Origin of the sequence: Escherichia sp. MOD1-EC6842, assembly GCF_002965705.1 — a bacterium.
GTDB lineage: Bacteria > Pseudomonadota > Gammaproteobacteria > Enterobacterales > Enterobacteriaceae > Escherichia > Escherichia ruysiae.
This window is the reverse complement of the sequence record NZ_PTRF01000002.1, coordinates 171,046-185,543: the sequence shown is the minus strand read 5'-3', so window position 1 is coordinate 185,543 and position 14,498 is coordinate 171,046. Positions and strand designations below refer to the sequence as shown.

General features: G+C 54.4%; 10 protein-coding genes. 5 read left to right on the top strand and 5 right to left on the bottom strand.

All coding sequences use genetic code 11. From position 1 onward, the window contains the following. Positions 1–31: 31 nt before the first annotated feature. Positions 32–997, top strand: a complete 966-nt coding sequence (gene fepB / locus A7Z29_RS03830; RefSeq protein ID WP_085460500.1) for a Fe2+-enterobactin ABC transporter substrate-binding protein — start codon at positions 32–34, stop codon at positions 995–997. An 80-nt stretch (positions 998–1,077) separates the two neighbouring features. Here fepB and entS read toward each other — a convergent pair whose 3' ends face one another. Beyond that, the gene (entS, locus tag A7Z29_RS03825; protein ID WP_001041810.1) at positions 1,078–2,328 is read right to left on the bottom strand and encodes an enterobactin transporter EntS; all 1,251 of its coding nucleotides are present in this window, start codon (positions 2,326–2,328) and stop codon (positions 1,078–1,080) included. 110 nt (positions 2,329–2,438) lie between these two features. Here entS and fepD point away from each other — a divergent pair, with 110 nt between their 5' ends. From fepD to fepC, 3 genes are read left to right on the top strand one after another with little or no spacing between them, the layout of a single operon-like run. After that, positions 2,439–3,443, top strand: coding sequence for a Fe(3+)-siderophore ABC transporter permease (gene fepD, locus A7Z29_RS03820; RefSeq protein ID WP_001295314.1), 1,005 nt, complete (start codon positions 2,439–2,441; stop codon positions 3,441–3,443). After that, positions 3,440–4,432, top strand: a complete 993-nt coding sequence (gene fepG / locus A7Z29_RS03815; protein WP_105289813.1) for an iron-enterobactin ABC transporter permease — start codon at positions 3,440–3,442, stop codon at positions 4,430–4,432. The genes fepD and fepG overlap by 4 nt, the downstream gene beginning before the upstream one ends. Continuing rightward, on the top strand, positions 4,429–5,244 hold the full coding sequence (gene fepC, locus A7Z29_RS03810) for an iron-enterobactin ABC transporter ATP-binding protein (RefSeq protein ID WP_105289812.1): 816 nt from the start codon (positions 4,429–4,431) through the stop codon (positions 5,242–5,244). The genes fepG and fepC overlap by 4 nt, the downstream gene beginning before the upstream one ends. Here fepC and wzz(fepE) read toward each other — a convergent pair. From wzz(fepE) to fes, 4 genes are all read right to left on the bottom strand, one after another. Beyond that, a complete protein-coding gene (wzz(fepE), locus tag A7Z29_RS03805) occupies positions 5,241–6,374 on the bottom strand; it encodes an LPS O-antigen length regulator Wzz(fepE) (RefSeq protein ID WP_105289811.1) in 1,134 nt (377 codons plus the stop codon). The genes fepC and wzz(fepE) overlap by 4 nt on opposite strands. A 214-nt stretch (positions 6,375–6,588) precedes the next feature. Continuing rightward, a complete protein-coding gene (entF, locus tag A7Z29_RS03800; RefSeq protein WP_105289810.1) occupies positions 6,589–10,470 on the bottom strand; it encodes an enterobactin non-ribosomal peptide synthetase EntF in 3,882 nt (1,293 codons plus the stop codon). Beyond that, positions 10,467–10,685 carry an MbtH family protein gene (locus tag A7Z29_RS03795; protein ID WP_085460498.1) on the bottom strand — a complete coding sequence of 73 codons (219 nt, stop codon included), beginning with the start codon at positions 10,683–10,685 and terminating at the stop codon, positions 10,467–10,469. Before A7Z29_RS03795 ends, entF begins: the two co-directional genes overlap by 4 nt. A 2-nt stretch (positions 10,686–10,687) precedes the next feature. Further along, positions 10,688–11,890, bottom strand: a complete 1,203-nt coding sequence (gene fes, locus A7Z29_RS03790) for an enterochelin esterase (protein WP_105289809.1) — start codon at positions 11,888–11,890, stop codon at positions 10,688–10,690. 242 nt (positions 11,891–12,132) lie between these two features. Between fes and fepA the strand changes: the two genes are divergently transcribed. Further along, positions 12,133–14,373, top strand: coding sequence for a siderophore enterobactin receptor FepA (gene fepA, locus A7Z29_RS03785; RefSeq protein ID WP_001612583.1), 2,241 nt, complete (start codon positions 12,133–12,135; stop codon positions 14,371–14,373). Positions 14,374–14,498: the final 125 nt, after the last annotated feature.

The window sequence follows — 14,498 nt, the reverse complement described above, 5'->3', positions numbered from 1 at the left end:
CTTAACCTTATTAATAACAGGAAGCTGATTTGTGAGACTCGCCCCGCTCTACCGCAACGCCCTTCTATTAACAGGAATTTTGCTTTCAGGAATAGCCGCCGTTCAGGCCGCCGACTGGCCGCGTCAGATTACTGACAGCCGTGGCACTCATACCCTGGAAAGCCAGCCGCAGCGTATTGTTTCCACCAGCGTCACCCTGACCGGCTCACTGCTGGCGATCGATGCTCCAGTGATTGCCAGCGGCGCGACCACGCCGAATAACCGCGTAGCGGATGACCAGGGCTTTTTACGCCAGTGGAGCAAGGTGGCGAAAGAACGCAAACTGCAACGGCTCTATATCGGCGAACCGAGCGCCGAAGCCGTTGCCGCGCAAATGCCGGATCTGATTTTAATTAGCGCAACCGGCGGTGATTCGGCGCTGGCGCTGTACGATCAGCTTTCCACCATCGCCCCGACATTAATCATCAATTACGACGACAAAAGCTGGCAGTCGCTGTTAACGCAGCTTGGCGAAATTACCGGGCATGAGAAACAAGCGGCAGAGCGGATTGCACAGTTTGATAAGCAACTGGCGGCGGCGAAAGAGCAAATCAAATTACCGCCGCAGCCGGTCACTGCCATTGTCTATACTGCCGCTGCACACAGTGCCAATCTCTGGACGCCGGAATCAGCACAAGGGCAGATGCTGGAACAACTCGGCTTTACGCTGGCGAAGTTGCCCGCAGGCTTAAACGCCAGCCAAAGCCAGGGCAAACGCCATGACATCATTCAGCTTGGTGGGGAAAATCTGGCGGCAGGGTTAAATGGCGAGTCGCTATTCCTGTTTGCCGGTGATCAGAAAGATGCCGATGCTATTTATGCTAATCCGCTGCTCGCACACCTGCCCGCAGTACAAAACAAGCAGGTTTATGCGCTGGGAACCGAGACGTTCCGTCTGGATTACTACAGCGCCATGCAAGTGCTGGACAGACTTAATTCACTGTTTAAAAAAGATTGATAAAACATACAATTAGAGCACTAACAGTCCCCTCGCCCCTTTGGGGAGAGGGTTAGGGTGAGGGGAAAATGCACCTTTAGCTAACTGTCGGACGCTGTCACCTGCGGCGGCGTCTGGCGAAAACGTCGCAACTCCACCAGCACCAGCAACAACAACACGCCGATAATCAACAAACCAAAACCGCTCGCGCTTGCGGAAGCAACCGGTGTCATCATCGCTCCCAAACCGCCCAGCAGCGCCGCGCCTATGGCATCTCCCGTCACGTTTTGCGCCGTCCACAAACCGTTAATCCGCCCTAACATCGCTTCCGGGGTTTGCGTTTGCAGCATTGTATATTGCAGCAACGAACTAACCGCGCTCAGCCAGCCGAACAGCGCCAGACAAACCACGCCTAAAATCCACATCGGCATCAGGCCAAACAGACCAATGGCGAGGAACGATCCCAGCGTGGAGAGCAGCATCAATAACCCTGGTCGCGCGCTATGTGCCAGCTTCCCGCTGGTTAACGCGCCAATAGCCGCACCGAGCGGGATCGCCGCATAAAGAAAACCAATCTGTGCCGCCGACATCTGCCAGTTGTCAGCCAGCGCCGGATACAGTACCCGCACCGCGCTCGCCATCGTCAATAACCCCCCCAGCAGCGCAATTCCCCCCACCAGCGGGCTGGCGAGCAGAAAACGAATCGCTGCCAGAAGCGATTTCAGCGGATGCTCACGCGGCTGCGGTGGCGGTGGCAGCGCCGGAAGGCTTAACAACGGCAGCAGGGTAATAAACGTTCCCGCCGCCGCCAGCCCGTAGTTCCAGGCCACGCCACCGGTCGCCAGCAATAAACCGCCAATCATGGGCGAAATCACCGAACCCAGGCGCACGGTCAACATGGTGATCGCCCCGGCCTGCATTAAGTTTTCACGCCCTACCAGTGCAGGTGTCGCCGCCAGTAGCGCCGTAACGCCAAGCGATGCGAAAAAACCATCCCATAAACCAAGTAAATAGATTGCCAGCAATGACGGCTCCGGCAGCAGCGCGTTCAGGCACAGTCCAATGAAGCCAATGCCACAGGTGCCGCGCGCCAGCAGAATCACTTTTTTGCGCTCATAGCGATCCGCCAGCACGCCGCCAACCATCAGGCCAACAAACATCGCGCTGCCGGTGAGCGTCACCGAAAGCCCCACCTGCCAGGTAGAATGCGTCATCATCTGGATCTGCACCGGCACTGCGACGCCGAGCAAACCCAGAGACACAATTGAGATAAAACGAGCGAGGAATACTGCGCGAAACGCCGGGTGCGTTTTCAACAGGCTGAGGTTAAGCAGCCAGGATTGTTTATTCATTACAATGCCTTGCCATCAAATATTTTAAATACCTATTCTTAGGCTGCACATGCTAACATATCCAAATAAGATCGATAACGATAATTAATTTCATTATCATGGAAGTTCGTATGTCTGGTTCTGTTGCCGTGACACGCGCCATTGCCGTGCCCGGATTGCTGTTATTACTGATTATCGCGACGGCATTAAGCCTGCTCATTGGAGCAAAATCACTCCCCGCTTCCGTAGTGCTGGAGGCCCTCTCCGGCACCTGCCAGAGCGCCGACTGCACCATCGTGCTCGACGCGCGACTGCCGCGCACCCTTGCCGGTTTACTGGCAGGTGGTGCGCTTGGCCTTGCCGGGGCGTTAATGCAAACCCTCACCCGAAACCCACTTGCCGACCCCGGCTTGCTTGGCGTGAACGCCGGAGCCAGCTTTGCCATTGTGCTGGGAGCTGCGCTGTTTGGCTACTCATCCGCGCAGGAACAACTGGCGATGGCCTTCGCCGGGGCGCTGGTGGCCTCGTTGATTGTTGCCTTTACCGGCAGCCAGGGTGGCGGGCAGTTAAGTCCGGTGCGTTTAACCCTGGCGGGCGTGGCGCTGGCTGCGGTGCTGGAAGGGCTGACCAGCGGCATCGCCCTGCTTAATCCTGACGTCTACGATCAGTTACGTTTCTGGCAAGCCGGTTCGCTGGATATTCGCAATCTACATACCTTAAAAGTGGTGCTGATCCCGGTGCTGATCGCCGGAGCAACTGCGCTATTACTGAGTCGCGCGCTGAACAGTTTAAGCCTCGGCAGCGACACCGCGACGGCGCTGGGCAGCCGCGTGGCGCGCACACAGTTGATTGGTCTGCTGGCGATTACCGTGCTTTGTGGTAGTGCGACGGCGGTAGTTGGCCCGATTGCCTTTATTGGCCTGATGATGCCGCATATGGCGCGCTGGCTGGTAGGTGCCGATCATCGCTGGTCGCTGCCCGTCACGCTACTTGCTACTCCTGCCCTGCTGCTGTTTGCCGATATCATCGGGCGTGTGATTGTGCCCGGCGAGCTGCGCGTTTCTGTGGTCAGTGCGTTTATTGGTGCACCAGTGCTGATCTTCCTCGTGCGACGTAAAACGCGAGGTGGCGCATGATTTACGTCTCTCGCCGATTAATCATCACCTGTTTGCTGCTGGTTTCCGCCTGTGTGGTTGCAGGTATCTGGGGATTACGCAGCGGTGCCGTCACGCTGGAAACCTCGCAGGTATTCGCCGCGTTGATGGGCGATGCGCCGCGCAGTATGACGATGGTGGTCACCGAATGGCGTTTACCACGCGTGCTGATGGCGCTGTTAATTGGCGCGGCACTGGGCGTCAGCGGCGCGATTTTTCAGTCGCTGATGCGTAACCCACTCGGCAGCCCTGACGTAATGGGCTTTAACACCGGAGCGTGGAGCGGCGTACTGGTGGCGATGGTGCTGTTTGGTCAGGATCTGACAGCTATCGCGCTGGCAGCAATGGTGGGCGGCATTGTCACTTCTCTACTGGTCTGGCTGCTTGCATGGCGCAACGGCATCGACACTTTTCGGCTGATTATTATCGGCATCGGCGTTCGCGCCATGCTGGTGGCCTTTAATACCTGGCTGCTGCTGAAAGCGTCTTTAGAAACGGCGCTAACAGCGGGGTTGTGGAATGCCGGATCGCTCAATGGCCTGACGTGGGCAAAAACCTCGCCCTCCGCACCCATTATTATATTGATGCTCATTGCCGCCGCCTTGCTGGTAAGGCGGATGCGCTTGCTGGAGATGGGCGATGACACCGCCTGCGCACTGGGCGTCAGCGTCGAACGCTCGCGTCTGTTAATGATGCTGGTCGCCGTAATACTTACCGCAGCTGCCACTGCCCTGGCGGGGCCAATTTCCTTTATCGCGCTGGTTGCACCGCACATTGCCCGACGCATTAGCGGCACTGCTCGCTGGGGGCTAACTCAGGCGGCGCTGTGCGGGGCGTTGTTACTGCTGGCGGCCGATCTCTGCGCTCAGCAACTGTTTATGCCGTATCAACTTCCGGTTGGCGTCGTTACCGTCAGTCTCGGCGGTATTTACCTTATCGTCTTGTTAATTCAGGAGTCTCGCAAAAAATGACCGAATCAGTAGCCCGTTTGCGCGGCGAACAGTTAACCCTGGGATATGGCAAATATACCGTCGCGGAAAATCTTACTGTAGAAATTCCTGACGGTCACTTCACGGCAATTATCGGGCCAAATGGCTGCGGTAAATCCACGTTACTGCGTACCTTAAGCCGCCTTATGACGCCTGCTCACGGGCATGTCTGGCTGGATGGCGAGCACATTCAACATTACGCCAGTAAAGAAGTTGCACGCCGGATTGGTCTGTTGGCGCAAAATGCTACCACGCCGGGCGATATCACCGTGCAGGAGCTGGTGGCGCGTGGGCGTTATCCGCATCAACCGCTGTTTACCCGCTGGCGCAAAGAAGATGAAGAAGCGGTAACGAAAGCGATGCAGGCCACGGGAATAACTCATCTGGCAGATCAAAGCGTGGATACCCTTTCCGGTGGGCAACGCCAGCGAGCGTGGATTGCCATGGTGCTGGCACAGGAAACGGCAATTATGCTGCTCGACGAGCCGACCACCTGGCTGGATATCAGTCATCAGATTGATCTACTGGAATTATTGAGCGAACTGAACCGCGAGAAAGGCTATACGCTGGCGGCGGTGCTGCACGATCTTAATCAGGCCTGTCGCTACGCCAGCCATTTGATTGCGCTGCGGGAAGGAAAAATTGTCGCTCAGGGAGCGCCGAAAGAGATTGTCACTGCTGAACTGATCGAGCGTATTTACGGTTTGCGCTGCATGATTATTGATGATCCGGTAGCAGGAACACCGTTAGTGGTGCCGCTCGGACGAACGGCACCGTCAACCGCCGTGATTTAAACTAACCGATCTTCCATCATGGCATCCTGTTTTCTGGATGCCATTGCATGATGCAAGAGCACACTGCCACAAGCAACCATACCGCCGCTCAACGCGGAAAGGATCACGATAATTGCTTTGCCCGGACCGTCTTTTTTCACCGGCAAAGTCGGACGCAACTGATATTTAAACGGCGTAAAATTTACATCGTTGACATTTGCTTTTGTTAACTGATTGACAAGATATTGACGATTACGTAACTCACCATTCAGTTCCGCAACATCGGTGACCGCTTTTTCAATTTCAAGTTTGCGTTCAATACCGTCTGCGCCGAGAGAAATAGAAAAATCAGGGTCGTCTTTAACAGCCTGACCATTACTGTAAACAGGCTTTTTAATTCCTGCCGCATTGGCAATATCCAGTGAATAATTGAGGCGCTGAATATTTGCATCAAGTTGGTTTTTCGTTTTAATACGATCCTGAGCCAGTTTTTCTTTTTCAAACTGGGTTCTGATTTCCAGTTTATTACGCACATTTTCAATCGACTCTTTCACCACGATAGCAGAGATATAATCGATATACCCTGCCAATACTGTCTGCGCTTCTTCACTGGTGGGTGCGGTGAAACTTAATGTCCAGGAAGTATACAACGCGGACTCATCTTTTTTCTTACTGGCGTTATCATCAACCGCTTTCATTTTTTCGCTCAATGCGACAATAGCGCGATGCAAATCCAGTTCATCGATTTTCGCCTCTTTTAATTGATCCATGACATACGGTGACGAACGCAGATAATCTTCCAGCAAACTAACAGACTGAAACTTTTTGATAAACAGATTAAATACATCACCACGATCAATATTCACGTCAAGTCCCAACACCCGCAGTTTGGTGAAGGTTTTCTCCAGATCTTGCCACTGAATAGCCTCTGCGGGCGTGATGACTGCCGAGCTGGTCCACTTTTGCGGCAGAATGAAAGACACCAGTAACCCGATACAGGCAAAGGTTAAGGCCACCGCGATTACCCGCGTTTTTGCGTACCACAAAACTTCGATAAGTTTAAGTAAATCAATTTCATTATTACTGGGCGATGCCAGATGATAATCGGGAAAATGAGAATCGCTTCCCTGCTTAATATTCAGTGATGACATGCGATATGACCTGAAATGAGTCCAATAAGATTAAATCTCCACGGCGCTCACTTTATCAGTTAGCAAGAATTATCCGAAGCTGAACTTTGTAAATTCCCCTCACCGAACACAACATTAAGCGTGTTTTCAGAGAAGCAACTGAGGATTCATCATAATAATAAATAATAAAATCCACAATCATTTATAATAATTATGGATTTTATTTAAGATAAAGTTATTTATTTAGCGTCGCCAAAATAATTGGCCCGATTTTTTCAAACGCTCCTGGCGAGATAATATCCACATGCGCACAATCTAAACGATAAATATCCAGCTCAGCTATCCATGGCGACCAGGCGCGTTCAGGACTCATACCTTCCTGAAGTGTACGTTCGGCAACAAACAGCGTCGCTTTGCCATCAAACGGTACGCTATGGGCAGTGGTCAACAAGCGCACTGCATCAGCGTAGTTGCCTTCAATAGTGGTAAACAGCTCCGTCGACGCACTCCCTTGCTGAGCCGCCAGGAAGGCTTCGCGCTCGCGGTTAATCTCCGCCAGCACTTCCGGGTCCAGACCGTTAGCTTCTTTTTCCTGCCAGTTTTGCGTTTCTGGCGGCCAGGTATCCAGCAAGCCAAGAAATGCCACCTGTTCGCCACGGGCACGCAACCGCGCCGCAATCCCCTGCGCCAGCGTACCGCCCAGCGAATAACCCAGCAGGTAATAAGGGCCGTGAGGTTGTTGTTCAAGTAACGTGGCCAGATGCGCTTCACAGACTTCATCCAGGTTTGCCGCCGTCTGCATAGCTCCATGAGGGCGCGGCGACTGAATGCCAATAATCGACCATTGTGGATCGAGATAACGCGAGAGCACGCTAAACTGCCAGGCAAAACCGGACGCCGGATGGAAACAAAACAGCGTCGGGCCATTGCCTTCACGCAACGGCAGAATGGTTTCGAATCCCATGCGCCGGGTGCTGTCTTCTTTACCATCAATAATCGTTGCCAGTTTGGCGACGGTTGACGCAACCATCACCTGCCCCGGCGTCACCTGGCGGGAAAACTGCCGACTTAACTGCGCCGCCAGTTTCATTGCCAGTAGCGAATGACCGCCAAGCGCGAAGAAATCAGCGTCGGCATCCTGCACGTCACAACCCAGCAATGACGAGAACGCCCCGGCGATAATCGTTTCACTGCCCGCTTTCGGCGCACGCCCCGGCGCTTGTGTCTTCAGTTCAGGCAACGGTAAGGCTTTGCGATCCAACTTACCATTGGCGCTAAGTGGCAACTGTGGAAGTTGTAGCAGAACCACGGGCACCATATGCGGTGGCAAGGTTTCGCGCAACTGCGCCTGCAATGCGCTGGTATCCAGCGGTAAGCCTGATTGCGACACCAGATATCCTACCAACTGGCGAGCGTCGCCGCCGGTTGCTGCCGCCTGGTTAATCACACAGGCATGGGTAACGGCCTGCTCGACATCCGGCAGCGCCTGCATCACGCGATCAATTTCGCCCAGTTCAATACGCTGACCACGAATTTTTAGCTGATCGTCACTGCGCCCGAGGTACTCCACCGCGCCGTTATCCAGCCAGCGGGCAACGTCTCCGGTACGGTACATCCGCTCACCGGGGGCGAAAGGGTCGGCAATAAAGCGGCTGGCTGTCAGATCGGGTCGTCCCAGATACCCCTGCGCCAGTTGAATGCCGGTGAGATAGAGATCACCCGCCACCCCCAGCGGCACCGGATGCATCATCGCATCAAGAATACGCAGCCCCGTGTTCCACACCGGGTAGCCAATCGGCACACTGCTGCCGCGTACCTGTGCCAGTTCCTCGCCAAAAGCCGGATACCAGCTAACGTCCACCGCTGCTTCCGTCGGGCCATACAGATTATGTAACGGCGCACCGGTTAACTGTTGCCATTCGCGGCATAAATCAGCCGGTAACGCTTCACCACTACAGAAAACCTGTTTCAACGTCGCGCAACTCTGGCGAGCAGTTTCCGGCGTCAGCGAAGCAACAAATGCCGCCAGCATAGAGGGCACAAAATGCGTGGTCGTTACGCCATATTCGGCAAAGAATTGCTGCATAGCGAGCGGATCGCGGTGCGCCTCTGGCTCTGCCATCACCAGTTTCGCCCCCGCAATAAACGGCCAGAAAAACTCCCACACCGAGACATCAAAACTGCACGGCGTTTTTTGGGCAACGACATCTTCGCCTGTAAGCGGATAATGATTTTGCATCCACAGCAGGCGGTTAACGATAGCCGTCTGCCCGACCATCACCCCTTTCGGCCTGCCGGTGGAACCAGAGGTGAAGATGATATAAGCCGTATGGTGCGGTTGTGAAAGTTGCAGCGGCGCACTGCCCTGTGGAGTAAGCGGGGCGTTATAGCAAAGGCTTATTAAATTGGGAACATCGCTAAAGCGCGGCAGTTGATCGTCGGTGGTGATTAACAGCGACGGACGCGCATCTTCCAGCATCATTTTCAGACGATCGTCCGGATAACCCGTATCCAGTGGTAGCCAGGCCGCACCTGCTTCAACAATCGCATGTAGTGCCAGGGTCAAAAAGACCGAGCGCGGTAGCGCCACCGCCACGCTGTCGCCAGGTTTAACGCCGCGCTCACGCAGCAGATTCGCCAGCGCCACCACCTGCTCGCGCATTTCCCGATAGCTGAACTGGTAATACGCATCTGCCAGCGCCGGTGCATCCGGTGCTTTTGCCGCTTGTTCTGCCACCAGCGCGCTCAGCGTGGTTTCAGGAATTTCTACCTGGGTGGCGTTTATCTGCGCCAGCCGCGCATATTCGTCAGGCAACATAATATCGACATCGCCACACAACAGCGCCGGATTCGCGGCGAACTGCGCAATCAGCATTTTCAGACGTTCAGCGTGCTGGATTAACGTTGGTTCATCGTAACGCTGTTTATTGGCGAGGATCTCAATACTCAAATCACCGTGCTCATCCGGGAACAGCGCCAGTTCAAGGTCATTAACCGGACCGGTTGCCAGTGTATGGGTTTGCGCCTGAACACCAGGAATATCCAGTTGGTAATCAAATACCTTGATATTGAGTACCGGACCAAACAGCGGTTCATCACCTGCCGCTCGCCCGCTGTCACGGACAATCTGTTCGGCATCGTAGCGTTGATGACGGCGCATTTTTTTCAGTTGAGCCGCCAGGCGGATTGCCAACTGAGGCAGCGTCTCTTGCGCCTCAATGTGAATACCCAACGGCAAAACGTTGAGCACGGGACCGGTCGCCGTAAGCGCCGCCGACCCCATTCGACGCATAAAGATAAATCCGGCAGCGTAGTCCATGCGGTTGCACAATCGCCCCAGCCATAAGGTCGCCAGCGCGAGAGCTAAATCGGTACGTTGTACGGTCGGCAGTTGTGCTGCCAACTGCCGAAATTCCCCATCGGTAAATTCCAGTTTCAGGCGCAGAATATCTGCCGAGGCGCCGCGCCCCGCTAAAGGTGCAGACGAAAGTGACGCAGGCGGCGGCAGTTGGCGACGCTGTTCCGCCCAGAATGCCGCATCACGCTGCCAGGCCTCGCTTTCCCGATACTGCTGGTACTCTTCCACCACTTCAGCGAAAGGCGTAAACGGCGAAGCAGGCGTTGGTTCGCCACGCAGCCATGCACAGTAAATATTGGCGATCTGGCGGGTAATTGCCGGAAAACTGAAACCATCAACCAGCAAATGATGATAACGCTGATACCAGTACCAGCGGTTATCCGCCACCTGTATCAGCTGATGAAAAACCAGTGGGTTACCGTTATCGACACGCAGATTTTGTTGCAAATCGGTTTGCATTAATGCCTGCGCAGTTCCGTGTGGATCAATGTTGGCACGCAGGTCGATAATTTCTGGCTGTTCGAACGTCAACGCATCATCGACCCATTGCCAGACTTCGCCGTTATCTTCCGTAAAACGCATCCGTAGCGTATCCGCTTGTGCTAATCCGGCAACCACCGCGCGGGCCAGTAATGGCGCATCAACCTCTCCGGTTAACTCAACGTAATGCGCCACGCTCCAGGTGGAAGGTAAATCTGACAGTTTTTCTGCCATCCAGATGCCGGGCTGTGCGGCGACCAAAGGTAAATGTTGGCTCATTGCGCCTCCTGCTGCTGGGTAAAATTCGCCGGTGTCAGAGTACGCCAGTGGGCTTCCAGCCACTGCTGGCAGGACGCCTGTGACTGCGGCTGACACACAACATCCCAGTCTGCCGGTAACGCGCACTGTTGCGGCCACAGACTGAATTGCCCCTGCGCATTGCGCAAAATGTAAAACACGCCCTGCGGATCATCGAAGGGATTACTGAATGCCATATTCAACTCCTGTCATGGAAAAGCGGTTGCCAGAGGTCAATTAGCCCCTGCATCAAGCCACCGCGCCAACAAAGCGCATCATGTCCGCCGTCAACCTGACGCCAGAAAATGGATTCTTTTATGCGATATAGTTGCGCATACAGCGCCTGATTGGCTCGCATGATCAGCGGCTCACGAATCCCCGCCTCCAGAACAATACGCAGACCTTCGGCGCTAACTTCGCCAGTTTTAAGCTGTTCAAGTAACACGCCCTCTTGCTGACCGCCCCGACGCGGCCACCAGTACGATCCTGACTGGCTTAATACACAGCCAAAGCGTTCAGGCCAGTGCAATCCGGCATACAGCGCGGAAAGCCCACCAAAACTTTGCCCGGCGACCACTGTGCGATCGGCACGATCGCTAAAAGGGGCGATCGTTTTCACCAGCGGCAGTAACTCTTGCTGTACTGCCAGCCAGAAATCCGCATTACACGGCAGTTCGCGGGCACGGTGCGCGGTGTCGATGGCGTCAATCAACACATACACGGCGGGAGGAAGCTGCTGACGACGGGTCAGCGAAGTCAACGCAGGCCAGACGGGCATACTTTGCGCCCAAAATTCACCATCGAGCAGAATAGCTAACGGACGCTCCTCGACTGGCGTATCGCCGGTGGTAAAAATCCATACACGACGTGAATTTCCCAACCGTTCACTTTTCCAGGTTATTTCTTTCGCTGAGTTAGCGGGGGCTTGCGGACAATCCCAGCCGGGTTGCTGCGGCGCTTGCGGCATTTCGAGTGCGGAAACAGCGTGCCCTCGCCCTCCTTTCCAGCTTTGCGGATTCAGCGGATCGGCTATCGCCTGGGGTAATAGTTTTCGCCAACCTTCGCGTAATTCGAGGCGATCGGGTGATGGTGCAGAAAAAATGTCATCGCGTTCGGTGGGAATAAAACAGTAACTGCCGCGCCAGTTAGCATTGAGTTGTGTCGTCCACTGCCAGACGTCGGTGCCTGCAATGCGCTGCATCGACTGGGGCTGGCTGTTCTGATGGTGATCGGTAACGCCAGTGATGTAAACCCATACGCGCTTCACCGTCGAGCGGTCTTCAGAACCTTGGGGATCACGCCACCAGAAAGTGACCTGATATATTTCGTCATTAAGACGCTGCCATTCCGGGCCATGTTTCGACTGCCACCAGCTCTCATTTCCCACATTTAACACCGTCACACCATAACCCCATGTTTACTGTGCAATTTTTCATTGATTGCAGAAATATATTGATAATATTATTGATAACTATTTGCATTTGCAATAGCGTATTGGCGCGCCATGTCAAGCGCGGACATTAATTAACCAACTGCACTGCGTGTCTTTCAGGATCAAAGGTTTTCGCGGTAGCGGGATGCGTCATGCTGATGACGACCATGCCCGACAGTTGCAATTCGTGGCAAAAATGCAGGAATAAAACAATGAACAAGAAGATTCATTCCCTGGCCTTGTTGGTCAACCTGGGGATTTATGGGGTAGCGCAGGCACAAGAGCCAACCGATACCCCTGTTTCACATGACGATACCATTGTCGTTACCGCCGCCGAGCAGAACTTGCAGGCGCCTGGCGTTTCGACCATCACCGCAGATGAAATCCGCAAAAATCCGGTTGCCCGCGATGTATCGGAGATCATCCGTACCATGCCAGGCGTTAACCTGACCGGTAACTCCACCAGTGGTCAGCGCGGTAATAACCGCCAGATTGATATTCGCGGCATGGGGCCGGAAAACACGCTGATTTTAATTGACGGCAAACCGGTCAGCAGCCGTAACTCGGTGCGTCAGGGCTGGCGCGGCGAGCGCGATACCCGTGGTGATACCTCCTGGGTGCCGCCGGAGATGATTGAACGAATTGAAGTTCTGCGTGGTCCGGCGGCTGCACGTTATGGCAACGGCGCGGCGGGCGGCGTGGTTAACATCATTACCAAAAAAGGCAGTGGTGAGTGGCACGGTTCCTGGGACGCTTATTTCAATGCGCCAGAACATAAAGAGGAAGGTGCCACCAAACGCACCAACTTCAGCCTGACCGGTCCGCTGGGCGACGAATTCAGCTTCCGCTTGTATGGCAATCTCGACAAAACCCAGGCCGATGCGTGGGATATTAACCAGGGTCATCAGTCCGCGCGTGCCGGAACCTATGCAACTACCCTACCAGCCGGGCGCGAAGGGGTGATCAACAAAGATATTAACGGCGTAGTTCGTTGGGACTTCGCGCCTCTGCAATCGCTGGAACTGGAAGCGGGTTACAGCCGCCAGGGCAACCTGTATGCAGGCGATACCCAGAACACCAACTCCGACGCTTATACCCGCTCTAAATACGGCGATGAAACCAACCGTCTGTATCGCCAGAACTACTCGCTGACCTGGAACGGTGGCTGGGATAACGGCGTGACCACCAGCAACTGGGTGCAGTACGAACACACCCGTAACTCGCGTATTCCGGAAGGTCTGGCGGGTGGTACCGAAGGGAAATTTAACGAAAAAGCGACACAGGATTTCGTCGATATCGATCTTGATGACGTGATGCTGCACAGCGAAGTTAACCTGCCGATTGATTTCCTCGTTAACCAAACGCTGACGCTGGGTACGGAGTGGAATCAGCAACGGATGAAGGACTTAAGTTCCAACACCCAGGCACTGACCGGAACGAATACCGGTGGCGCTATTGATGGCGTGAGTGCCACCGACCGTAGCCCGTATTCAAAAGCAGAAATTTTCTCGCTGTTTGCCGAAAACAACATGGAGCTGACTGACAGCACCATCGTAACGCCGGGGCTGCGTTTCGATCATCACAGTATTGTCGGCAATAACTGGAGCCCGGCGCTGAACATATCGCAAGGTTTAGGCGATGACTTCACGCTGAAAATGGGCATTGCCCGTGCTTATAAAGCGCCGAGCCTGTACCAGACTAACCCGAACTACATTCTCTACAGTAAAGGTCAGGGCTGCTATGCCAGCGCGGGCGGCTGCTATCTGCAAGGTAATGATGACCTGAAAGCGGAAACCAGCATCAACAAAGAGATTGGTCTGGAGTTCAAACGCGACGGCTGGCTGGCGGGCGTCACCTGGTTCCGTAACGATTATCGCAATAAGATTGAAGCGGGCTATGTGGCTGTAGGGCAAAACGCAGTCGGCACCGATCTCTATCAGTGGGATAACGTGCCGAAAGCGGTGGTTGAAGGTCTGGAAGGATCGTTAAACGTACCGGTTAGCGAAACGGTGATGTGGACCAACAACATCACTTACATGCTGAAGAGTGAAAACAAAACCACGGGCGACCGTTTGTCGATCATCCCGGAGTATACGTTGAACTCAACGCTGAGCTGGCAGGCGCGGGAAGATTTGTCGATGCAAACAACCTTCACCTGGTACGGCAAGCAGCAACCGAAGAAGTACAACTACAAAGGCCAGCCAGCGGTTGGGCCGGAAACCAAAGAAATCAGTCCGTACAGCATTGTTGGCCTGAGCGCGACCTGGGATGTGACGAAGAACGTCAGTCTGACCGGCGGCGTGGACAACCTGTTCGACAAGCGTTTGTGGCGTGCGGGTAATGCCCAGACCACAGGTGATTTGGCAGGAGCCAACTATATTGCCGGTGCCGGGGCGTATACCTATAACGAACCGGGACGTACGTGGTATATGAGCGTAAACACTCACTTCTGATGCTAACGTCAGATTGTTGACAAAGTGCGCGTCGTTCATGCCGGATGCGGCGTGAACGCCTTATCCGGCCTACAAAAATCTTGCCAATTCAATATATTGCAGGATAGTGTAGGCCTGATAAGCGT